The sequence below is a fragment of the Actinomyces bouchesdurhonensis genome (assembly GCF_900128465.1).
Taxonomy (GTDB): Bacteria; Actinomycetota; Actinomycetes; order Actinomycetales; family Actinomycetaceae; genus Pauljensenia; species Pauljensenia bouchesdurhonensis.
In genome coordinates this window covers 27,893-48,705 of sequence record NZ_LT635862.1, presented here as the reverse complement: position 1 = coordinate 48,705, position 20,813 = coordinate 27,893, and the positions used below count along the sequence as shown (strand labels likewise).

The 20,813-nt window shown below is 62.1% G+C and carries 32 protein-coding genes and 1 pseudogene; all 33 read right to left on the bottom strand.

From position 1 onward, the window contains the following. Window positions 1-21 precede the first annotated feature (21 nt). Window positions 22-1,017, bottom strand: coding sequence for a DNA-directed RNA polymerase subunit alpha (locus BQ7477_RS00250; RefSeq protein ID WP_073982360.1), 996 nt, complete (start codon window positions 1,015-1,017; stop codon window positions 22-24). A gap of 124 nt (window positions 1,018-1,141) precedes the next feature. Beyond that, entirely contained in the window at window positions 1,142-1,552 is a 411-nt protein-coding gene (rpsK, locus tag BQ7477_RS00245) for a 30S ribosomal protein S11 (RefSeq protein WP_009057967.1), read from the bottom strand. Between the two features lie 61 nt (window positions 1,553-1,613). Next, window positions 1,614-1,988, bottom strand: coding sequence for a 30S ribosomal protein S13 (rpsM, locus tag BQ7477_RS00240; protein ID WP_005872704.1), 375 nt, complete (start codon window positions 1,986-1,988; stop codon window positions 1,614-1,616). A gap of 147 nt (window positions 1,989-2,135) precedes the next feature. After that, the gene (gene rpmJ, locus BQ7477_RS00235) at window positions 2,136-2,249 is read right to left on the bottom strand and encodes a 50S ribosomal protein L36 (protein WP_003790577.1); all 114 of its coding nucleotides are present in this window, start codon (window positions 2,247-2,249) and stop codon (window positions 2,136-2,138) included. 40 nt (window positions 2,250-2,289) lie between these two features. After that, complete coding sequence (gene infA, locus BQ7477_RS00230) at window positions 2,290-2,511, bottom strand: translation initiation factor IF-1 (RefSeq protein WP_073982359.1); 222 nt, start codon at window positions 2,509-2,511, stop codon at window positions 2,290-2,292. Between the two features lie 708 nt (window positions 2,512-3,219). Beyond that, window positions 3,220-4,128: a type I methionyl aminopeptidase gene (locus tag BQ7477_RS00225; protein WP_073982358.1), complete on the bottom strand. Its 909-nt coding sequence runs from the start codon at window positions 4,126-4,128 to the stop codon at window positions 3,220-3,222. A gap of 3 nt (window positions 4,129-4,131) precedes the next feature. Beyond that, a complete protein-coding gene (locus BQ7477_RS00220; protein ID WP_073982357.1) occupies window positions 4,132-4,707 on the bottom strand; it encodes an adenylate kinase in 576 nt (191 codons plus the stop codon). Continuing rightward, a complete protein-coding gene (secY, locus tag BQ7477_RS00215) occupies window positions 4,704-5,996 on the bottom strand; it encodes a preprotein translocase subunit SecY (RefSeq protein WP_073982356.1) in 1,293 nt (430 codons plus the stop codon). Before secY ends, BQ7477_RS00220 begins: the two co-directional genes overlap by 4 nt. Before the next feature lie 254 nt (window positions 5,997-6,250). After that, window positions 6,251-6,715 carry a 50S ribosomal protein L15 gene (gene rplO / locus BQ7477_RS00210; protein WP_073982355.1) on the bottom strand — a complete coding sequence of 155 codons (465 nt, stop codon included), beginning with the start codon at window positions 6,713-6,715 and terminating at the stop codon, window positions 6,251-6,253. A 2-nt stretch (window positions 6,716-6,717) separates the two neighbouring features. Further along, complete coding sequence (rpmD, locus tag BQ7477_RS00205; protein ID WP_034505670.1) at window positions 6,718-6,903, bottom strand: 50S ribosomal protein L30; 186 nt, start codon at window positions 6,901-6,903, stop codon at window positions 6,718-6,720. Then, entirely contained in the window at window positions 6,903-7,592 is a 690-nt protein-coding gene (gene rpsE / locus BQ7477_RS00200) for a 30S ribosomal protein S5 (protein ID WP_073982354.1), read from the bottom strand. Before rpsE ends, rpmD begins: the two co-directional genes overlap by 1 nt. A gap of 28 nt (window positions 7,593-7,620) precedes the next feature. Next, the gene (rplR, locus tag BQ7477_RS00195; protein WP_073982353.1) at window positions 7,621-7,992 is read right to left on the bottom strand and encodes a 50S ribosomal protein L18; all 372 of its coding nucleotides are present in this window, start codon (window positions 7,990-7,992) and stop codon (window positions 7,621-7,623) included. Then, window positions 7,992-8,534, bottom strand: coding sequence for a 50S ribosomal protein L6 (gene rplF, locus BQ7477_RS00190; protein WP_073982352.1), 543 nt, complete (start codon window positions 8,532-8,534; stop codon window positions 7,992-7,994). Before rplF ends, rplR begins: the two co-directional genes overlap by 1 nt. Window positions 8,535-8,549: 15 nt before the next feature. Next, on the bottom strand, window positions 8,550-8,948 hold the full coding sequence (gene rpsH / locus BQ7477_RS00185; protein WP_009054660.1) for a 30S ribosomal protein S8: 399 nt from the start codon (window positions 8,946-8,948) through the stop codon (window positions 8,550-8,552). Between the two features lie 62 nt (window positions 8,949-9,010). Next, entirely contained in the window at window positions 9,011-9,196 is a 186-nt protein-coding gene (locus tag BQ7477_RS00180; RefSeq protein ID WP_003790603.1) for a type Z 30S ribosomal protein S14, read from the bottom strand. A 3-nt stretch (window positions 9,197-9,199) separates the two neighbouring features. Continuing rightward, complete coding sequence (rplE, locus tag BQ7477_RS00175) at window positions 9,200-9,745, bottom strand: 50S ribosomal protein L5 (RefSeq protein ID WP_009058550.1); 546 nt, start codon at window positions 9,743-9,745, stop codon at window positions 9,200-9,202. Window positions 9,746-9,747: 2 nt separating this feature from the next. Then, on the bottom strand, window positions 9,748-10,179 hold the full coding sequence (gene rplX, locus BQ7477_RS00170; protein ID WP_073982351.1) for a 50S ribosomal protein L24: 432 nt from the start codon (window positions 10,177-10,179) through the stop codon (window positions 9,748-9,750). A 3-nt stretch (window positions 10,180-10,182) separates the two neighbouring features. Next, window positions 10,183-10,551, bottom strand: a complete 369-nt coding sequence (gene rplN, locus BQ7477_RS00165) for a 50S ribosomal protein L14 (protein WP_003790609.1) — start codon at window positions 10,549-10,551, stop codon at window positions 10,183-10,185. A gap of 88 nt (window positions 10,552-10,639) precedes the next feature. Then, on the bottom strand, window positions 10,640-10,906 hold the full coding sequence (rpsQ, locus tag BQ7477_RS00160) for a 30S ribosomal protein S17 (protein WP_003790611.1): 267 nt from the start codon (window positions 10,904-10,906) through the stop codon (window positions 10,640-10,642). 5 nt (window positions 10,907-10,911) lie between these two features. Continuing rightward, on the bottom strand, window positions 10,912-11,145 hold the full coding sequence (rpmC, locus tag BQ7477_RS00155) for a 50S ribosomal protein L29 (protein WP_073982350.1): 234 nt from the start codon (window positions 11,143-11,145) through the stop codon (window positions 10,912-10,914). Continuing rightward, window positions 11,145-11,564 carry a 50S ribosomal protein L16 gene (rplP, locus tag BQ7477_RS00150; RefSeq protein ID WP_073982349.1) on the bottom strand — a complete coding sequence of 140 codons (420 nt, stop codon included), beginning with the start codon at window positions 11,562-11,564 and terminating at the stop codon, window positions 11,145-11,147. The genes rpmC and rplP overlap by 1 nt, the downstream gene beginning before the upstream one ends. Window positions 11,565-11,569: 5 nt before the next feature. After that, the gene (gene rpsC / locus BQ7477_RS00145) at window positions 11,570-12,379 is read right to left on the bottom strand and encodes a 30S ribosomal protein S3 (RefSeq protein ID WP_073982348.1); all 810 of its coding nucleotides are present in this window, start codon (window positions 12,377-12,379) and stop codon (window positions 11,570-11,572) included. A gap of 1 nt (window position 12,380) precedes the next feature. After that, entirely contained in the window at window positions 12,381-12,752 is a 372-nt protein-coding gene (rplV, locus tag BQ7477_RS00140) for a 50S ribosomal protein L22 (protein WP_003790620.1), read from the bottom strand. A 29-nt stretch (window positions 12,753-12,781) separates the two neighbouring features. Beyond that, the gene (gene rpsS, locus BQ7477_RS00135; protein ID WP_003790621.1) at window positions 12,782-13,063 is read right to left on the bottom strand and encodes a 30S ribosomal protein S19; all 282 of its coding nucleotides are present in this window, start codon (window positions 13,061-13,063) and stop codon (window positions 12,782-12,784) included. Between the two features lie 16 nt (window positions 13,064-13,079). Continuing rightward, entirely contained in the window at window positions 13,080-13,916 is an 837-nt protein-coding gene (rplB, locus tag BQ7477_RS00130) for a 50S ribosomal protein L2 (RefSeq protein WP_073982347.1), read from the bottom strand. Between the two features lie 22 nt (window positions 13,917-13,938). Beyond that, window positions 13,939-14,244, bottom strand: a complete 306-nt coding sequence (rplW, locus tag BQ7477_RS00125; protein ID WP_003790626.1) for a 50S ribosomal protein L23 — start codon at window positions 14,242-14,244, stop codon at window positions 13,939-13,941. Next, entirely contained in the window at window positions 14,241-14,885 is a 645-nt protein-coding gene (gene rplD, locus BQ7477_RS00120) for a 50S ribosomal protein L4 (RefSeq protein ID WP_073982482.1), read from the bottom strand. Before rplD ends, rplW begins: the two co-directional genes overlap by 4 nt. Before the next feature lie 2 nt (window positions 14,886-14,887). Next, window positions 14,888-15,553 (bottom strand): 50S ribosomal protein L3, encoded by a 666-nt coding sequence (gene rplC / locus BQ7477_RS00115; protein ID WP_073982346.1) that lies wholly within the window; start codon window positions 15,551-15,553, stop codon window positions 14,888-14,890. An 11-nt stretch (window positions 15,554-15,564) separates the two neighbouring features. Then, the gene (gene rpsJ, locus BQ7477_RS00110; protein WP_003790631.1) at window positions 15,565-15,873 is read right to left on the bottom strand and encodes a 30S ribosomal protein S10; all 309 of its coding nucleotides are present in this window, start codon (window positions 15,871-15,873) and stop codon (window positions 15,565-15,567) included. A gap of 587 nt (window positions 15,874-16,460) precedes the next feature. Next, a complete protein-coding gene (gene tuf, locus BQ7477_RS00105) occupies window positions 16,461-17,648 on the bottom strand; it encodes an elongation factor Tu (RefSeq protein WP_073982345.1) in 1,188 nt (395 codons plus the stop codon). A 150-nt stretch (window positions 17,649-17,798) separates the two neighbouring features. Further along, window positions 17,799-19,922, bottom strand: coding sequence for an elongation factor G (gene fusA, locus BQ7477_RS00100; RefSeq protein WP_073982344.1), 2,124 nt, complete (start codon window positions 19,920-19,922; stop codon window positions 17,799-17,801). An 80-nt stretch (window positions 19,923-20,002) separates the two neighbouring features. Beyond that, window positions 20,003-20,217, bottom strand: a pseudogene (locus BQ7477_RS12720) (hypothetical protein). After that, entirely contained in the window at window positions 20,217-20,591 is a 375-nt protein-coding gene (gene rpsL, locus BQ7477_RS00090) for a 30S ribosomal protein S12 (RefSeq protein ID WP_003790639.1), read from the bottom strand. Before rpsL ends, BQ7477_RS12720 begins: the two are co-directional and overlap by 1 nt. Window positions 20,592-20,813: the final 222 nt, after the last annotated feature.

Genomic DNA, 20,813 nt, shown 5'->3' with positions numbered 1-20,813 from the left:
GCGTCCATCGGACGCACGGGGTCAGATGGACTGGTCGTCCGAAAAGATCGCGGCGGACTCCGAGTCACCGAAGCTCGGCATCACCGAGTCCTTCAGCGTCATACCGAGAGCCGCAAGAGACTCCTTGATCTCTTCGATCGACTTGGTACCGAAGTTACGGATGTCGAGCAGGTCGGCCTCCGAATGTGCAACCAGCTCGCCGACGGTCAGGATACCGCGGCGACGCAGCGCGTTGTAGGAACGCGACTGCAGGTTCAGGTTCTCGATGGGGAGAGCCAGATCGGCCGCGAGGGTAGCGTCGGTGGTGGAGGGTCCCACCTCGATGCCTTCCGCTTCCTCGTTCAGTTCACGCATGAGGCCGAACAGCTCCACGAGCGTCTTGCCTGCCGACGCCAGGGCATCGCGCGGGGTGATCGCCGGCTTGGTCTCCACGTCGATGACGAGGCGATCAAAGTCGGTGCGCTGCTCGACACGCGTCGCCTCAACCTTGTAGGTCACCTTAACGACAGGCGAGTAGATCGAGTCAATCGGGATGCGAGAAATCTCGGCCTGCGGATCCTTATTCTGAGCTGCCGACACGTAGCCGCGGCCACGCTCAACGGTCAGCTCGATCTCCAGCTTGCCCTTCTCGTTAAGAGTGGCGAGGCGAAGCTCGGGGTTGTGGATTTCGACACCGGCGGGAGGCGTGATGTCTCCAGCGAGAACCTCACCGGGACCAGCCTTACGCAGGTACATGACGACAGGCTCGTCGTTCTCGCTGGATAGGACGATCTGCTTGATGTTCAGGATGATCTCAGCGACATCTTCCTTCACACCTTCGATCGTGCGGAACTCGTGGGGGACGCCATCAATACGGATGGACGTCACCGCTGCACCCGGAATCGAGGACAGGAGGGTACGACGCAAGGAGTTACCGAGCGTGTAGCCGAACCCGGGCTCGAGAGGCTCCAGGGTGAAACGGGAGCGTAGGTCGCTGACCTTTTCTTCGGTCAGGATGGGTCGCTCTGCAATGAGCACGTCTATTCCTTTCTGACCGGTGCCCGCTATATGACACCGGGTATGGGAACCTGCATGAGCAGGCTAAGGGAGTGTGAACCGTAAGGTTCAGACGTGGGGAGGGCAGGACCCTCCCGTCCGCATGTCAGCCGCGGCGGCGCTTCGGCGGGCGAGTGCCGTTGAAGGCCTGGGGCGTGACGTCCTGGATCGAACCGATCTCCAGGCCGGCGGCCTGCAGAGAACGGATCGCGGTCTCACGACCGGAACCAGGTCCCTTCACAAAAACGTCAACCTTCTTCATGCCATGCTCCTGGGCGCGGCGAGCCGCAGCCTCAGCCGCGAGCTGCGCGGCGAAGGGGGTGGACTTACGCGAACCCTTGAAACCAACCTGGCCGGAGGATGCCCAGGCGACAACCGCGCCCGTGGGATCCGTCAGGGAAACAATGGTGTTATTGAACGTCGACTTGATGTAGGCGTGGCCGTTGGTGACGTTCTTCGAAATCTTGCGACGCGGCTTGCGGGCACCGCCCGTGCGCGAGGTCTTTGCTGCTGCCATTTCTGGTTCAGTTCCTTCTTGTCGCGGAAAGCTACCCTGAGGGGGTGAGCGTTCCTAGGCCTTACTTGGCCTTCTTCTTGCCTGCAACGGTGCGCTTGGGACCCTTGCGGGTACGCGCGTTGGTCTTGGTGCGCTGACCGTGGACCGGCAGGCCACGACGGTGGCGAAGGCCCTGGTACGAACCGATTTCGATCTTGCGACGAATGTCGGCCTGAACCTCACGGCGGAGGTCACCCTCAACCTTGAAGTTTGCCTCAATGTAGTCACGAAGCTTGACGAGTTCCTCTTCCGTCGCGTCTTTGACGCGAGTGTCCGGGCTGACGCCGGTGGCGGCGAGGGTCTCTGCCGCGCGAGTGCGGCCGACTCCGTAGATGTATGTGAGCGCGATCTCGAGCCGCTTTTCGCGGGGGAGGTCGACGCCGGCAATACGTGCCATGGTGATGTTGCTCCAGTTGTTCATCGGAGGTCGTCATCGCTCAATCCGGGCGAGCAGCCCGGCCCCGGCCTCCGAACCGAGGGTCGCCCGCGTGTGGGCGCTTAGAGTGATGCTGTGGGGCATGATGCCCCGCGGTCGCAGCAGGCTTCAGCCCTGACGCTGCTTGTGCCTGGGGTTGTCGCAGATGACCATGACGTTGCCGTGGCGACGAATCACCTTGCACTTGTCACAGATCTTCTTGACACTCGGCTTGACCTTCATGGTTGTTACCTCCACTGCCGGTCGGGCAGTTTGTGTCGGGTCACTTGTAGCGGTAGACGATACGGCCTCGGGAAAGGTCGTAGGGGCTCAGCTCGACGACAACTCGATCCTCGGGCAGGATGCGGATATAGTGCTGACGCATCTTTCCCGCAATGTGGCCGAGAACCACGTGGCCATTCTTCAGTTCCACACGGAACATCGCGTTAGGCAGGGCCTCAATAACCGTGCCTTCCATCTCAATGACGCCGTCTTTCTTCGCCATATCCTCCGTTTATCCTCTACATGTCTCGGATAGGTTGCGGCGGATGCCGCTAGGCGTCGCGATGTCGTGGTTGACATGCAGATACGCCCAAGGAACTACTCTACGGCATGCGCACCCCCGCGCGGTAGCCAGGATGCCTGTCGGTTCGCTCACGTTTAATCCGTCACATTTTCCGAAGATACCTCCGGACTTTACCGAATAACCTCGCACGTAATTCCCCACGGTCACTTTTCGACTACGCCTCAAAACGTTGCAATTCCAACGCTGCGAATTCAACGTTTGAAATAGTCGCGAGGGAATTACGTGCGAAAGTGGTGAAGACTCAGCGGTTGAGGGACACGAGGACTACAGCTGAGATGGACCAGACCAGCACCACACACCGCGCACCACGCACCGCAGACCATTCACGACACACCAGCGCGGGGACTGCCCGAGCCGCAGCGGGACCACCGGACCTTACCGAATAACCTCGCACGTAATTCCCCACGGTCACTTTTCGACTACGCCTCAAAACGTTGCAATTCCAACGCTGCGAATTCAACGTTTGAAATAGTCGCGAGGGAATTACGTGCGAAATTGATAGAGGGCCCAGCGGCGCCCGACCGGCGACGCAGCCAGCAGGGACACCGGCAACCCAGCCACGGCCTCGTCAATGAACAATGAAAGACCCGGCACTCGTACGAGTACCGGGTCCTCACGCCTAACGTATCAGTCGAGCGAGATAGGCGTGACGCCATAGGGCGCAAGGCCCGCCACTCCCCCATCACGAGCCGTCAACACGCTCACGCCGTCCGCCATGATCGCAATCGAATGCTCCCAATGAGCAGCATCGCGACCATCAACCGTGCGCACAGTCCACTCATCATCATCCGTGCTCGAAGCGATGTCGCCGCGGGTCAGCATCGGCTCAACAGCCAAAACCATGCCGGGCTTCAGGCGCGCCTGGATGCCGCGCACGTTGTAATTAAGGACATCCGGAGGCATGTGCATCCTGGTTCCGATGCCATGGCCAACGAACTCCTCGACAATGCCCGCCTCCCAGCCGTTAACAAGAGCATTCTCCGCAACGACGGTCTCGACCGCCTTGCCGACAGCACTAATGCGCTTACCTGTCGCCAGACCAGCCAGTGCCGCCCAAAGCGACTCACGGGTCACCGCATCAAGCTCGCGACGCTCGCGCAGCGTCTTCTCGTCGACGCCGGCGATCGCGCCCGAAGCGCGGGTGCCGACAGCAAAATCGGCGTCCTCGATGAAGGACTCGCCCACGATAACACTGAACGCTGCATCACCGTGCCACTGACACCCGCCGCGTTCGAGGTAGGCACCACAGTCAAAGGATACGAGGTCACCCGGAGCCAGCTCATAGTCGCCGGGGATACCATGGACGATAACGTCATTAACGGATATGCACACCGTCGCCGGGTAACCGTAGTAGCCGAGAAAATTCGACGTGGCACCGCCGTCAGCGATGGCCTGGGCGCTCACCTCGTCCAGCTCGCGCGTCGTGATGCCGGGACGCACCGCTCCGCGCAAGGCCTCGTGAATCGACGCGACAACCAGACCCGCCTCGCGCATCCAACGCAGCTGTTCGACAGTTTTAAGCTCGATGTGGGGCATCGGCTACTTCGCCACCGAATCCAGGATCGCAAAAATGCGCTCCGTCACCTGGTCGATCGTTCCGCGACCGTCCACAACCTCGAGCAAGTCCTGATCCACGTAGTACGTGGCCACTGGTTCCGTCTGCTGGTGGTAGACCTCGAGGCGGTGACGCATCACGGGTTCGGTATCATCCGTACGATGCTGCTCCTGCGCGCGCTTGAGCATACGTTCCACGACCTCGTCTTCATCGACCTGAATCTCCAGGACGACATCAATCGACTTACCCAGGTCGAGGAGCATGTCGCGCAGCACGTGCGCCTGCTCCACCGAACGCGGGTAGCCATCCAGCAGGAAGCCCTTCGCGGTGTCCGGGGCAGCCAAGCGAGCCTTCACCATCGCGTTCGTGACCGAGTCAGGAACGAACTCACCGCGATCCATGTAGGCCTGCGCCTGTTTGCCGATCTCCGTCCCCTCCGCCATGTTGGCGCGGAAGATGTCGCCAGTCGAGATGGCGGGAATATTCAAACGCTCCGCAATACGCGAGGCCTGGGTACCTTTACCGGCCCCGGGGGGGCCGAGGAGGATGACAACTGTCATTTCAGGAATCCTTCGTAGTGATGCTGCTGCAACTGAGTGTTAATTTCCTTCACCGTCTGCAAACCAACACCGATGATAATGAGCAGCGTCGTGCCACCGAAAGGCATCTGCGAACTCGACAACTTCAACGGGATGATCGCCAGCGACGGCAGGAGGGCAATGATCACCAGGTAAAGGGCACCCGCCGACGTGATTCGATTAATCACGTACCGCAGGTACTCGGCCGTGGGTCGGCCCGCACGGTACCCGGGGATGAATCCTCCGTACTTCTTCATGTTGTCCGCGACCTCGTCCGGATTGAACGTAATCGCCGTGTAGAAGAAGGCGAAGAACAATGTCATGAGCGCGTAAATCGTCAGGTAGAACGAACTACCTTGCGTAAAGTGCGCAGAAATCCACTGAACCCACGCATCCTGCGGCTTTCCGAACTGCGCGACCATCGGAGGCAACGCCAGGATCGAGGACGCGAAGATGACGGGGATAACACCCGACATGTTGATCTTCAGCGGGATGTAGGTGGTCGTTCCACCATATTGACGACGCCCAATCATACGCTTGGCGTACTGCACCGGGATACGGCGCTGTGCCTGCTCCACGTATACGACGGCGATAGCGACAACAAGAAGCAGGGCGACAATAGCTGCGACAGAACCCCACTTTCCGGCCTGGCCAATGGAAAGCAGCTGCTCAGGCAACCGGGCAGCGATGGAAGTAAAGATCAACAGGGACATACCATTGCCGATTCCGCGCTCCGTGATGAGCTCACCCAGCCACATAATGACGCCGGTACCAGCCATCATCACAATGATCATCATGATGAAAGTCAGGACAGAGCGATCACGAATCACGTCCTCGGAACACGCCTGGAACAGTTGGCCGCTGCGAGCCAGAGAAATCGTCGTCGTCGCCTGGAGAACACCAAGGAAGATCGTCAGGTACCTCGTGTACTGGGTGAGCTTAGCCTGACCGGTCTGTCCTTCTTTGTGAAGATCATCAAAACGCGGGATCACGACCCTCAGCAACTGAATAATGATCGACGCGGTGATGTAGGGCATGATGCCCAGCGCGAAAATCGACAGCTGCAGCAGAGCACCACCCGAGAACAAGTTCACAAGGTCAAGCAACGAAGCCTGAGTCTCCTGCGCCATACAGCGCTGCACGGCCTGCGAGTCGACGCCGGGTGTCGGAATGAACGACCCAAGCCGAAACGCAGCCATAATGAACAGTGTAAAGAGCAGCTTCCGACGCAAGTCGGGGGTACGGAACGCCTGGGCAAATGCACCGAGCAAGGCTTCCTCCTACGGGTGATGGGCAGCGGGGCAAAGCCCCTAGACTGATTTAGCTTACCCGACACGGGTAACAAATGGCGAGATCCAATCATTAAAAAGGACGCACTAACGCGTACCAAACGGAACGCGTCGTACGCGGGCCCGCACTTACGGCCCTGTCATGTCGCCTGTCAGGCACTACTTGACACCCTGAACATGCGAATCATGACAAAGACAACGGGGGTGGTCCTATGAAGGACCACCCCCGTCGAGCGTCAGCGAGCCGAGATAGACCCGCCAGCGGCAGTGATCTTCGCCTCGGCTGAGGACGACCAAGAATCGACCTCAACCTCGAGCTTGACGCTCAGCTCGCCGGTGCCAAGCACCTTGACAGGCGCGGAATCGCGAACTGCGTGCTTAGCGACGAGATCCTCGACCGTGACCTTGCCACCCTCGGGGAAGAGTTCTCCGAGCATGCCAACGTTCACTACCTGGTACTCAACGCGGAAGGGATTCTTGAAGCCGCGAAGCTTCGGCAGACGCATGTGGATCGGCATCTGGCCACCCTCGAAGCCGGCGGCAACCTGGTAACGGGCCTTCGTGCCCTTGGTGCCACGGCCCGCGGTCTTGCCCTTCGAAGCCTCACCGCGACCCACACGGGTCTTAGCGGTCTTCGCCCCGGGGGCAGGACGCAGGTGGTGAAGCTTAACGATCTGCGTCTTCTTCGTGGAGTCCGCCATTGTCAGTCGACCTCCTCAGCGGTCACCAGGTGACGCACGGTACGGACGGCGCCCAGAACGGCTTCCGTCTGCTCGCGCACGACACTCTGGCCGATCTTGCGCAGCCCGAGGGTGCGCAGCGTGTCCTTCATGTTCTGCTTCGCGTGAGCAGAGGACTTGACCTGCGTGATCTTGATGTTCTTCGCCATCACTTAGCCTCCCCTGCAGCGGCCTTGTCGGCCTCGGCGGCCTCGGCAGCAGCGCGCTTCTCGGCCTCGCCCTCTGCGCGAGCGCGCAGCATGGACGAGGGAGCAACGCGCTCGAGGGGCAGGCCGCGGCGAGCGGCAACCGCCTCGGGCTGCTCGAGCTGCTTCAGTGCGTCAACCGTCGCGTGGACGATGTTGATCGCGTTGGACGAGCCCAGCGACTTGGTGAGCACGTCGTGGACGCCCGCGGCCTCCAGGACGGCGCGCACCGGACCACCGGCGATAACACCGGTACCGGGGGCAGCCGGACGGAGCAGGACGATACCGGCGGTATCGCGCCCCTGCACCACGTGCGTAATCGTGCGGCGAATCATCGGGACGCGGAAGAAGTTCTTCTTCGCCTCCTCGACGCCCTTGGAAATGGCCTGAGGAACTTCCTTGGCCTTTCCGTAGCCGACACCGACCGTGCCTTCGCCATCACCCACGACAACCAGGGCGGTGAAGGAGAAACGACGTCCACCCTTCACGACCTTGGAGACGCGGTTGATCGTCACGACGCGCTCGATGTACTCGTTCTTGTTTTCGTTGTTCCGGCGGTTATCGCGATCGTTGCCGCGACCGGAGCGGCGCTCACGGCGTTCGTTGTTCTCGCCTGCGCCCGAACCGTTCCTGTCTCGCTGCTGTGCAGCCATCAGATGATCTCTCTTTCTTTCGGCTCGTTCACAGCTCAAGTCCGCCCTCGCGGGCGGCCTCGGCAACGGCCGCAACGCGACCCGTGTACTTGTTACCACCACGGTCGAAGACGACAGCGGAGATACCGGCAGCCTTCGCACGCTCGGCGATCAGCGCGCCGACCTTGCGGGCCTTGTCGGTCTTCGTGCCCTCGGCGCCAGCGAGCTCTGCCTCGATGTCGGAGGCCGAAACCAAGGTGTGGCCAACCGTGTCGTCGATGACCTGAGCCACCATGTGGCGGTTCGAGCGGGTGACGACCAAACGGGGACGCTCGGGCGTGCCGTTGATCTTCTTGCGGAGGCGGAGGTGACGGCGCTTGCGAGCGACGAACTTGCCCTTGCCCTTGATCGAGTAAGCCATCACTTACCAGCCTTTCCGACCTTGCGACGGATGGTCTCGCCCACGTAGTGGATGCCCTTGCCCTTGTAAGGCTCCGGCTTCTTCAGCTTGCGGATGCGAGCAGCAGTCTCACCGACAAGCTGCTTGTCGATTCCGGACACCGTGAACAGCGTCTGAGACTTCGGAGCAATCGTGAACTCAATGCCCTCGGGTGGGGTGACGGTGATCGTGTGAGAGAAGCCCAGGGAGAACTCCAGGTCCTTGCCCTTAGCAACCACGCGGTAACCGGTACCCGTGATCTCGAGGTCCTTCTTGTAGCCCTCGGTCACGCCAACAATCATGTTGGCGATGAGGGTACGGGACAGTCCGTGAAGCGAACGTGAGGAGCGCTCATCGTTCGGACGCTCAACAACAACCTGGCCCTCGTTCACTGTCGCAGTGATCGGCTCAGCAACAACGTGAGAGAGGGTGCCCTTGGGGCCCTTCACGGTCACGTTCTGGCCGTCGATCTGGACGTCGACGCCGGCGGGGATGGCGATGGGGTTCTTACCAATTCGCGACATTGTTCAACCTCCTCGTCACCAGATGTAGGCGAGGACTTCCCCACCCACACCCTTCTCGGCTGCCTGGCGGTCGGTGAGCAGGCCGGACGACGTGGACAGGATCGCCACGCCGAGGCCGCCACGGACCTTAGGCAGGTTGGTGGACTTGGCGTACACGCGCAGACCGGGCTTGGACACGCGCTTAAGCCCCTGGATCGCAGCCTCACGGTGCGAACCGTACTTCAGGTTGATCGTCAGAGTCTTACCCACGCGGGCATCCTCGACGGAGGTCGAGGCAATGTAGCCTTCCTCGACCAGGATGTTCGCAATCGCGTTCTTGAGCTTCGAGTACGGCATGGAAACCGCATCGTGGTGCGCACGATTCGCGTTGCGCAGACGCGTCAGCATATCTGCAATCGGGTCTGTCATTGTCATGGGGGTTTATTCCCCTTCCTCGTCGCGGTTTCTCCGGTTACCCGGGACCTGCGACGTTCGTTTTACCAGCTGCTCTTGGTGACACCGGGGAGTTCGCCACGGTGGGCGAGCTCGCGCAGGCACACGCGGCACAGTCCGAACTTGCGGTACACCGAGTGCGGACGACCGCAACGGTTGCACCGGGTGTAGGCACGCACGCCGAACTTCGGCTTGCGGGCAGCCTTGACCTTCAGGGATGTCTTGGCCATGGATCAGTCCTCCTTGAACGGGAAGCCGAGGTGACGCAGAAGGGCGCGACCCTCTTCGTCGGTGGTGGCCGAGGTGACAACCGTGATGTCCATGCCGCGCACTCGGTCGATCGAGTCCTGGTCGATCTCGTGGAACATCGACTGTTCCGTGAGACCGAAGGTGTAGTTACCGTGACCGTCGAACTGCTTGGAAGACAGCCCGCGGAAGTCACGGATACGGGGAAGCGCCGTCGAGAGGAGGCGATCCAGGAACTCCCACATGCGGTCGCCGCGGAGCGTGACGTGCGCACCGATAGCCTGGCCCTCGCGCAGCTTGAACTGCGCAATGGACTTCTTGGCTCGGGTGGTCACGGGCTTCTGCCCGGTGATCGCAGTGAGGTCGCGGATAGCGCCCTCGAGTGCCTTCGAGTCGCGAGCGGCCTCGCCGACACCCATGTTGACGACAATCTTCGTCAGTCCGCCGACCTGCATGACGTTCTCGTGCTTAAACTCAGCACGGAGCGCCTCGCGGATCTCGGAGACGTACTTTTCCTTCAGACGCGGGGCCATACTCAGATCTCCTTGCCCTGCTCAACGCCGCGCTTCGCGCCGCCACGGGTCACGCGGACTCGGACGGTGCGAGTGCGGCCACCGCGCTCAACGGTGTCCTCACGGAAACCAACGCGAACGCGTTTCTTAGTCTCGGGGTCGACCAGAGCGACCTTGGACAGCGAGATAGGGGCTTCGACAGTTTCGATGCCACCGGCGCTGCCCTGCTGTCCCTGGCGCACGTGACGCGTCTTGAGGTTGATGCCCTCAACGAGGACCTTACCCTCAGCCGGGAACACCTTGATGACTCGGCCCTGCTTGCCCTTATCACCGGGCTTCAAGGGTTCGAGACCCTCCTCAGCGCGGCGGGCGTTACGCTTTGCCAGTGCCTTCTCGTCGGACGTGCGTCCGCGAACGACCTCGACGAGGTCATTCTTACGAATCTTGGCTGCCATGGATCAGATCACCTCCGGAGCGAGGGAGACGATACGCATGAACTTCTTGTCACGCAGCTCGCGGCCCACGGGGCCGAAGATACGCGTGCCACGCGGCTCGCCATTGTTGTTGATGATGACGGCCGCATTCTCGTCGAAACGAATGTAGGAACCGTCGGGGCGGCGGGTTTCCTTACGCGTGCGAACGATCACTGCCTTGACGACTTCGCCCTTCTTGACGTTGCCGCCGGGGATGGCGTCCTTCACGGTGGCGACGATCGTGTCGCCGATACCCGCGTAGCGCCGACCCGAGCCACCGAGAACACGGATGGTCAGGATCTCCTTGGCCCCTGTGTTGTCGGCGACCTTCAGTCGCGACTCCTGCTGGATCATTTTCTATTGACTCCTGTCGTCGTGCCGGTTCTCTTCCGGATACTACCGGTCGAGCCTTGCCGAACGGATTTCGGTCTGTGAGCGAAGGTCACTTCGCCTTTTCGAGGATCTCCACAACGCGCCAGCGCTTAGTGGCCGACAGCGGGCGGGTCTCCATGATGAGGACGAGATCGCCGACGCCGCACTCGTTGTGCTCGTCGTGAACCTTGACCTTCTTGTTCTTGCGCATGACCTTGCCGTAGAGGGCGTGCTTGACGCGGTCCTCGATCTGGACGACAACGGTCTTGTCCATCTTGTCGCTGACGACGTAGCCGCGACGGACCTTGCGCTCGTTACGAGCGGTAGTTTCTGCCATCAGGCTCACTCCTCAGTGCTCGGGGCGGTGCGGTAGCCAAGCTCCCGCTCGCGCGCGATGGTGTAGATCCGGGCAATGTCGCGGCGCACGATCTTCATACGACCGTGATCCTCGAGGTTGCCAACGGCCTGCGCGAAACGCAGGTTGAACAGCTCGGCCTTGGCCTTCTCCAGCTCCTTGGAGAGCTGGGCATTGTCCATGGCGTCGAGCGCCTCGGTGGTCAGACCCTTATCTGCCATCAGATGTCACCACCCTCTCGGACCACGAAACGGGTCTTGATAGGAAGCTTGTGCTGGGCACGGCTGAGGGCCTCGCGAGCGAGTTCCTCCGAGACGCCTGCCAGCTCGAACATGACACGTCCGGGCTTGACGGGGGCAACCCACCACTCCGGAGCGCCCTTACCGGAACCCATTCGGGTTTCGGCGGGCTTCTTGGTCAGCGGGCGGTCCGGGAAGATGTTGATCCAGACCTTACCGCCGCGCTTGATGTGACGTGTCACAGCGATACGAGCCGCCTCAATCTGACGGTTGGTGATGTACGCACCTTCGAGAGCCTGGATGCCGAAGTCGCCGAACGCCAGTTCGGTGCCACCGGACGCAAAGCCAGTGCGGTGGGGACGGTGCTGCTTGCGGTACTTAGTCCGACGGGGAATGAGCATTGGGCTCAGGCCTCCGATCCGGTCGTGGGCGCAGAGGCCTCGGAGGCGCTAGCCTCACGGGGAGCCTGCTGCGCAGCGGTCTCCTGGTTGGGGCGTCCACCGCGGCGAGGGCCGCGGCGGCCGTCGCGACGGCCACCACGCTGAGCCTGCTCAGCCTGCTGGCGAGCGAACTCGCGCTCGGTGATGTCGCCCTTGTAGATCCACACCTTGACGCCGATGCGACCGAAGGTCGTACGGGCCTCGTGGAATCCGTAGTCGATGTTCGCGCGAAGGGTGTGCAGCGGCACGCGTCCCTCGCGGTAGAACTCGGAGCGGGACATTTCGGCGCCACCCAGACGACCGGACACCTGGACACGAATGCCCTTGGCGCCAGCGCGCTGCGCGGACTGAATGCCCTTACGCATCGCACGACGGAAGGACACGCGCGCAGCGAGCTGCTCGGCGATGCCCTGCGCAACGAGCTGCGCTTCGAGGTCGGGGTTCTTGACCTCGAGGATGTTGAGCTGAACCTGCTTGCCCGTCAGCTTCTCGAGCTGAACGCGCAGGCGGTCGGCCTCGGCACCACGGCGACCGATGACGATGCCCGGGCGAGCGGTGTGCAGGTCGACGCGAACGCGGTCACGCGTGCGCTCGATTGCCACCTCGGCGATACCGGCGCGCTCGAGGTTGTCGGTCAGGAACTTGCGGATCGCGACGTCTTCGGCCACGTAGTCCGCGTAGCGCTGTCCCTTGGTGGTGGAGTCGGAGAACCAGCGAGACCGGTGGTCAGTGGTGATTCCCAGACGGAACCCGCGGGGGTTGACCTTCTGACCCATATCAGCGGTCTCCCTTCTTCTTGTCTTCCTTGGTCCCCACCACGATGGTGATGTGGGAGGTGCGCTTGAGGATACGACCAGCGCGTCCCTGAGCGCGGGGACGGATGCGCTTCATCGTCGGCCCCTCGTCCACGTATGCTTCGAGCACGAGCAGGTCGGCCTCGTTGAAGGTCTCTCCGGCGTTCTCGGCCTTAACCTTCGAGTTGGCGACTGCGCTCAGCAGCACCTTGCGGACATCGGTAGCGACGGCCTGCGGGGCGAACCGCAGAATGTCGGCGGCCTCCAGAACACGCTTGCCGCGAACCTCGTTCACAACACGGCGGGACTTCTGGGGCGTGACGCGGATGAATCGCGCCTGCGCCTTGGCTTCCATGTATCTGCCTCTTCTTCCGTGGGGCCGGCTCAGCGCCGACGTCCCTTACGATCGTCCTTGTCGTGGCTGCGGAAAGTACGCGTGGGAGCGAACTCGCCGAGCTTGTGGCCCACCATCGACTCGGTGACGAAAACGGGCACATGCTTACGGCCGTCGTGGACGGCGATGGTCAGACCCAGGAAGTCCGGGGTGATGACCGAGCGACGCGACCAGGTCTTGATGACGTTCTTCGAGCCGGATTCGTTCGCGGCATCGACCTTCTTGAGCAGGTGGTCGTCGACGAACGGGCCCTTCTTCAAACTACGCGGCATTTCAATCGACTCCTACTCAGCGGTTCTTGCCGGTCTTGCGACGGCGGACGATCAGACGATCGGACGCCTTCTTCGGACGACGGGTACGGCCCTCGGGCTTGCCCCAAGGCGACACGGGGTGACGACCACCGGACGTGCGGCCTTCACCACCGCCGTGCGGGTGATCGACCGGGTTCATGACGACACCACGGACGTGCGGGCGCTTGCCCTTCCAGCGCATACGGCCGGCCTTGCCCCAGTTGATGTTCGACTGTTCGGCGTTGCCAACCTCGCCGATGGTGGCGCGGCAGGTGGCCTCGACGTTGCGGATCTCGCCAGAGGGCATACGCAGCTGAGCGAAGCGACCCTCCTTAGCGACGAGCTGAACGGAGGTGCCAGCCGAGCGGGCGATCTTAGCGCCGCCGCCGGGGTAGAGCTCAACAGCGTGCACAACGGTGCCCAGGGGGATGTTGCGCAGCTGCAGCGAGTTGCCGGGCTTAATGTCGGCGTCAACGCCTGCCTCGATGCGGTCGCCCTGCTTCAAACCGGTCGGAGCGAGAATGTAGCGCTTCTCACCATCCGCGTAGTGGAGGAGCGCGATGCGAGCCGTGCGGTTGGGGTCGTACTCAATGTGAGCGACCGTCGCCGGGACGCCGTCCTTGTCGTGACGACGGAAGTCGATCACGCGGTACTGGCGCTTATGACCGCCGCCGCGGTGGCGGGAGGTCACGCGACCGTTGTTGTTACGGCCACCGGTCTTGTGCAGCGGGCGCAGCAGCGACTTCTCGGGGGTGTCGCGGGTGATCTCGACGAAGTCAGAGACGGACGAGAAGCGACGGCCCGGAGTCGTGGGCTTGTACTTGCGAATTCCCATTGTTCAAATGTCCCTTCGGTCCTCAGGCCTGATCGCCGAAGATGTCGATGGTGCCCTCACGCACGGTGACGATGGCACGCTTGACGTCCTTGCGCTTACCGATCCCGTTACGGGTGCGGTAGGTCTTGCCCTTGCGGTTCTGGGTCGCGATGGAACCGATCTTGACGCCGAAGATACGCTCGAGGGCAATCTTGATCTCGGTCTTGTTCGCGCGGGGGTCAACCTCGAAGGTGTACTTGCCCAGGTCCATCAGGGCGAGCGACTTCTCGGTGGTGACCGGCTTCAGAATGATGTCGCGGGGGTTCTTACCCGCTTCGATCGTGCTCACTTGGTCTCCTCCTTAGTACCGAGGAAGGACTCGAGGGCAGCCTGCGTGAAGACGATGTCATCGGCGTCCAGGACGTCGTACGTGTTCAGCTGGTCGGCCCACAGGACGTGAACCTCGGGAACGTTGCGCAGGGACAGCGCGGTCAGTTCGTTGCCACGTTCAAGGACGACAAGAGCCTGACGGTCCTCGACGATGGCGCGCAGGGCTGCCAGAGCGGTCTTGGTCGAGGGCTTGTCGCCTTCGAACAGGGCGGTGACAACGTGGATGCGGTCGGCGCGCGCACGATCGGACAGAGCGGAGCGCAGGGCACCCTGCTTCATCTTCTTGGGGGTGCGCTGGTCGTAGTCACGCGGCTGAGGGCCGTGGACGATGCCGCCGCCGGTGAAGTGAGGCGCGCGGATGGAACCCTGGCGGGCGTTACCGGTGCCCTTCTGACGGAACGGCTTCTTACCGCCGCCGGAGACCGCGCCGCGGGTCTTCGTCGCGTGCGTGCCCTGACGGGCAGCCGCAAGCTGAGCAACGACAACCTGGTGCATCAGCGGAATGTTGGTGGGAACGTCAAAGATCGAACCGGGGAGAACGACGGAACCCGCCTTCTTGCCCTCGACGTCGATGATGTCAACGTTACGATCGTCAGTCATGATCACGCGCCCTTCACAGAGGAGCGAACCAGGACCACGCCGTTCTTCGGACCCGGGATGGCGCCGCTGATAAGCAGCAGGCCCTTCTCGGTGTCCACGGCCTGGATCGTCAGGTTCTGAACAGTACGACGGTTGCCGCCCATGCGACCGGCCATGCGCAGGCCCTTAAAGATGCGTCCGGGGGTGGCGCAGGCGCCGATCGAGCCGGGCTTGCGGTGGTTGCGGTGCGCACCGTGGGAGGCGGAAACACCGGCGAAGCCATGACGCTTCATAACACCGGCGAAGCCTTTGCCTTTGGTGGTGCCGGAAACGTCGACGGATTGGCCGGCCTCGAAGGTGTTGGCGTCGAGTTCCTGGCCGAGCTCGTAGGAGTCGTTCTCGGAAGTACGGACCTCAGCGAGGTGACGGCGGGGTGCAACCCCGGCCTTCTCGAAGTGGCCCTGGAGGGGCTTGGTGACCTTACGGGAGTCGATCTCACCGAAGCCAAGCTGAATAGCGGAGTAGCCGTCGACCTCGGGGGTACGAACCTGGGTCACGACGTTGGTGCCGACCTGCACAACAGTCAGGGGCACGAGGTGGCCGTCGGCGTCCCACACCTGGGTCATGCCGATCTTGCGGCCGAGCAGCGCCTTGACGGGCGCGGCAGCGTGCTGCTTCTTGTTAGTCATTGCAGATGTCCTCAGAGCTTGATCTCGATGTTGACGTCCGCAGGCAGGTCGAGGCGCATGAGCGAGTCGACGGCCTTGGGGGTCGGATCGATGATGTCGATGAGCCGCTTGTGCGTACGCATTTCAAAGTGCTCGCGGCTGTCCTTGTACTTGTGGGGCGACCGAATAACAACGAATACGTTCTTCTCGGTCGGCAGCGGCACCGGGCCCACGACCGTGGCGCCAGCACGCTGTACGGTGTCCACGATCTTGCGCGCGGAGCTGTCGATGACCTCGTGGTCATACGACTTGAGCCGGATGCGGATCTTCTGTCCCGCCATGCCGTCTTACCTCTTCTCGTACAGATTCGCCGCCGGTCCCCGCACTCGGGCGTGTCGCAGCCGTTGCTGGCGCGAAAACTCGCGCGGAACCGACGTCTTGTCCAAAGATCTTGGGCATATTGCCCGACCCATACGTGATGGCACGCATGGGCCACCCCAGAGACGCTGGGGCAACCGTGCCATTCTGTCAGAGTTCCACCCGCAAGCACAATCCCAAGGGAGCGTTCTCGCATGTGAAACCACCGACAGAGTGGCGTCGGCGCTGGTCGAACCGCAAATGACAGGTCGACCGTCACCAAGGAACTACCGTACCCCGCACTCGGGCGTGTCGCAACTGGGGATCGGTCACAAAGCTTCGACGAGGCCGACGCCGCTGCGCGCAAAAACGAAGAATCACGGTTCGGCCGTAGCTCTTTTCCGAGTTGCCGCAAAAGCGGACTGACGGGGAGCAACATCCACGAGACTCGGATGATCCATCGACTCGCAGCGCAGAAAACAGCGAGAAGCCCCGCCTCTTGGAAGAGGCGGGGCCCTCAATGCCGCTGGATCAGCAGCGAATCAAATCTGAGTAGACCTCAGCGAGTGATTCACTTAATGATCTTGGTGACGCGACCGGAACCAACGGTGCGGCCACCCTCACGGATAGCGAAGCCGAGACCGGGCTCCATGGCGATGGGCTGGATCAGCTCAACGGAGATTTCGGTGGTGTCGCCAGGCATAACCATGTCGGTGCCCTCGGGGAGGGTGATGACGCCGGTCACGTCCGTGGTACGGAAGTAGAACTGGGGACGGTAGTTCGAGAAGAAGGGGTTGTGACGACCGCCCTCCTCCTTCTTGAGGATGTAGACCTGGCCCTCGAACTGGGTGTGGGGCGTGATGGAGCCGGGGACGGCCACAACCTGGCCGCGCTCGACCTCGTCGCGCTTGGTGCCGCGCAGCAGCAGACCACAGTTCTCGCCAGCCCAGGCCTCGTCCATGGACTTGTGGAACATCTCAATGCCGGTGACCGTGGTCTTCTGGGGCTCACGGATACCGAGGATCTCGACCTCAGAGTTGATGGGCAGCTTGCCACGCTCAACACGACCGGTAACGACCGTGCCACGACCGGTGATCGTGAAGACGTCCTCGATCGGCATGAGGAAGGGCTTGTCCATGTCACGCTCAGGCGTGGGGATGTAGGTATCCACAGCGTCCATGAGTTCCTCGATCTTAGCAACCCACTCGGGATCGCCTTCGAGGGCCTTCAGGGCAGAGACCTGGATGATCGGGGCGTCGCGGTCGAAGTCCTGAGACTCGAGCAGGTCGCGGCACTCCTCCTCGACCAGTTCCATCATTTCCTCGTCGTCGACCATGTCGGACTTGTTGAGGGCGATGAGGATGGTGGGGACGCCGACCTGACGGGCGAGCAGGACGTGCTCGCGGGTCTGGGCCATGGGGCCGTCGGTGGCTGCGACCACGAGGATCGCGCCGTCCATCTGGGCCGCGCCGGTGATCATGTTCTTGACGTAGTCGGCGTGGCCGGGAGCGTCAACGTGAGCGTAGTGACGCTTCTCGGTCTGGTACTCGACGTGGGAAACGTTGATCGTGATGCCACGATCGCGCTCCTCAGGAGCGTTGTCGACCTGATCGAAGGGGGTGTATTCGTTGAGGTCGGGGTACTTGTCGTGCAGCACCTTCGTGATAGCTGCCGTCAGCGTCGTCTTGCCGTGGTCAACGTGACCAATCGTGCCGATGTTGACGTGCGGCTTGGTGCGCTCAAACTTGGCCTTCGCCACTTGTGTCCTCCTGGACTCGGGTAGATATTCTCAGCCTACGGCTAGGTGTCAGCTTAACACCCCTGGGGCTAGAGACCTACTAGGTTTACTTGTGTGTGAGGCGGCTCGCAGGGGCAGGTTTCCCCTGCCCGGGCGAACCCCCGGTGGGACTCAGTTGCCCCGAGACTTGCCGACGATTTCATCCGCGACGGCGCGCGGAACCTCGGCGTAGCTATCGAACTCCATGGAGTAGACAGCGCGGCCCTGCGTCTTGGAACGCAGGTCGCCCACGTATCCGAACATCTCGGACAGCGGCACCTGAGCCTTGACGACGCGAACGCCGTGCTGCTCGTCCATCGAAGAGATCTGGCCACGACGGGAATTAAGGTCGCCGATGACGTCGCCCATGTACTCCTCGGGAGTACGCACCTCGACGGCCATGATGGGCTCGAGGAGGACGGGGTTCGCTTTCTTCGCGGCTTCCTTCAGCGCCATCGAACCAGCAACCTTGAACGCCATTTCGGAGGAGTCAACCTCGTGGTAGGCGCCGTCAAGCAGCGTGGCCTTGATGTCAACCATCGGATAGCCGGCGAGAACGCCGGACTGCATGGCGTCTTTGATACCCGCGTCGACAGAGGGAATGTACTCGCGCGGGACGCGGCCACCGGTGACCTTGTCCTCAAACATGTACTCTTCCTCGGAGTCGGCCGGAAGGGGTTCAAGGGCGATAATGACACGCGCGAACTGACCGGAACCACCGGTCTGCTTCTTGTGCGTGTATTCGTACTTCTCGACCTTCTTGCGGATGGTCTCGCGGTAGGCAACCATCGGGTTACCCACGTTGGCCTCGACCTTGAATTCGCGGCGCATACGGTCGACGATGATGTCGAGGTGGAGCTCACCCATACCACCGATGATGGTCTGACCAGTCTCGGGGTCAAGTTCGACGGTGAACGTCGGATCCTCTTCCGCGAGCTTCTGGATGGCGATACCCATCTTCTCCTGGTCGGCCTTCGACTTGGGCTCGACGGCGACCTGGATAACGGGGGCGGGGAACGTCATCGACTCGAGGACGATCGGCTTGTCAATTGCGGCAAGCGTGTCGCCCGTGGTCGTGTCCTTCAGGCCGATGACCGCGTAGATGTGGCCAGCGTGCGCCACGTCGACGGGGTTCTCCTTGTTGGAGTGCATCTGGAAGATCTTACCGATGCGTTCCTTCTTGCCCTTGGTCGAGTTGAGGACTTGAGAGCCGGACTCGACCTTACCGGAGTACACGCGGATGAAGGTGAGCTTGCCGTAGAAGGGGTGCGCGGCGATCTTGAAGGCCAGAGCGGAGAAGGGTTCCTTCTCGTCGGGGTGGCGGACCTCGGTCTCTTCTTCGGTTTCAGACCCGGGGAGGAAGCCACGAACGTAGCCGATGTCGAGCGGGGAGGGCAGGAAGTCCACGACGGCGTCGAGGACGGGCTGCACGCCCATGTTACGCAGGGCGGTACCGCAGTAGACGGGGAACGCGCGCGAGTTGATGGTCAGGAGGCGAATGCCTTCCTTGATCTGCTCGAGCGTCAGGTCGCCGTTCTCCAGGTAGGCTTCGGTGAGTTCGTCGGAGCCCTCAGCAGCGGCTTCGACGAGCGCCTCGCGGTACTCCTCGGCCTGCTCCTGGTACTCCTCCGGAATGGGGCCTCGCACGACGAGGGAGCCGAGCGTGTCGTTGCCCTTGTCGTCCTTGGCCGGGTAGGTCAGGGCCTCCATGGTCAGCAGGTCAATGTTGCCGACGAAATCACTCTCGGCGCCCATGGGCAGCTGCATGACGATGGGGGTCGCGTGGAGGCGTTCCTTGATGGTGCCAACCGAGAAGTAGAAATCGGCGCCCATCTTATCCATCTTGTTGATGAAGCAGATACGCGGGACGTCGTACTTATCGGCCTGACGCCACACGGTCTCGGACTGGGGCTCCACGCCCTCCTTGCCGTCGAACACAGCGACAGCGCCGTCGAGGACGCGCAGCGAGCGCTCAACCTCAACGGTGAAGTCAACGTGACCGGGGGTGTCGATGATGTTGATCTGGTTACCGTTCCAGAAAGAGGTCACGGCGGCGGACGTAATCGTGATGCCGCGTTCCTTTTCCTGTTCCATCCAGTCGGTCGTCGATGCGCCGTCGTGCGTCTCGCCGATCTTGTAGTTGATGCCCGTGTAGAACAGGATTCGTTCGGTCACGGTCGTCTTGCCGGCATCGATGTGAGCCATGATGCCAATGTTGCGGACCTTGTTGAGGTCCGTCAGCACCTCTAGTGCCACGAGTGTGGTTCCTTCGTTCGAAGTAATGGGTGTTTATGCTGCGTGAGACGAGGCCCGGTTACCCAGGCCTCGTCTTTACATCACCAGCGGTAGTGCGCGAAGGCGCGGTTGGACTCAGCCATCTTGTGCATGTCCTCACGGCGCTTCACAGCGGCACCGAGGCCGTTGGAGGCGTCGAGGATCTCATTGGCGAGACGCTCGGTNGGACGCGGTTGACCAGCTGGGTCACGACCTTGGAGCCGTAGACCGGGTCGTCGACGAGGGGGCGACGGGGAGCGGGGCCCTTACGAGGCATTACTTCTTCTCCTTCTTCGCGCCGTAACGGGAACGAGCCTGCTGGCGGCCGCGGACACCCTGGGTGTCGAGCGAGCCGCGCACGATGCGGTAACGCACGCCGGGCAGGTCCTTCACACGACCACCGCGCACGAGCACGATCGAGTGCTCCTGCAGGTTGTGGCCCTCACCGGGGATGTACGCGGTGACTTCGATGCCGGATGAAAGGCGCACACGAGCGACCTTTCGCAGAGCCGAGTTCGGCTTCTTCGGCGTGGTGGTGTACACGCGGGTGCACACGCCGCGACGCTGGGGGGAGCCCTTCAGCGCGGGGGTCTTCACCTTCGCGCGCTTCGAGACACGTCCCTTGCGGACGAGCTGCTGAATGGTAGGCACTGGGTCTCCAGTTTCTTTCCGTCGGCGGCCTCCCCTCACGTCGAGGGGTGGCCCTGATTGTCAGTCTTCCGCGACTGCATAACCCCCGCGTGGGCACACGTGTCCGCTGGGGGCCGGCGCGCCATGATAACCACGAGGGTCAGAGAATGACGCCCGGAGCTCCGACGGACGGAGCCCGCTCCCGGTTTCCCGGGCACAGAGGTTCCACAGTGGCGGGAACCA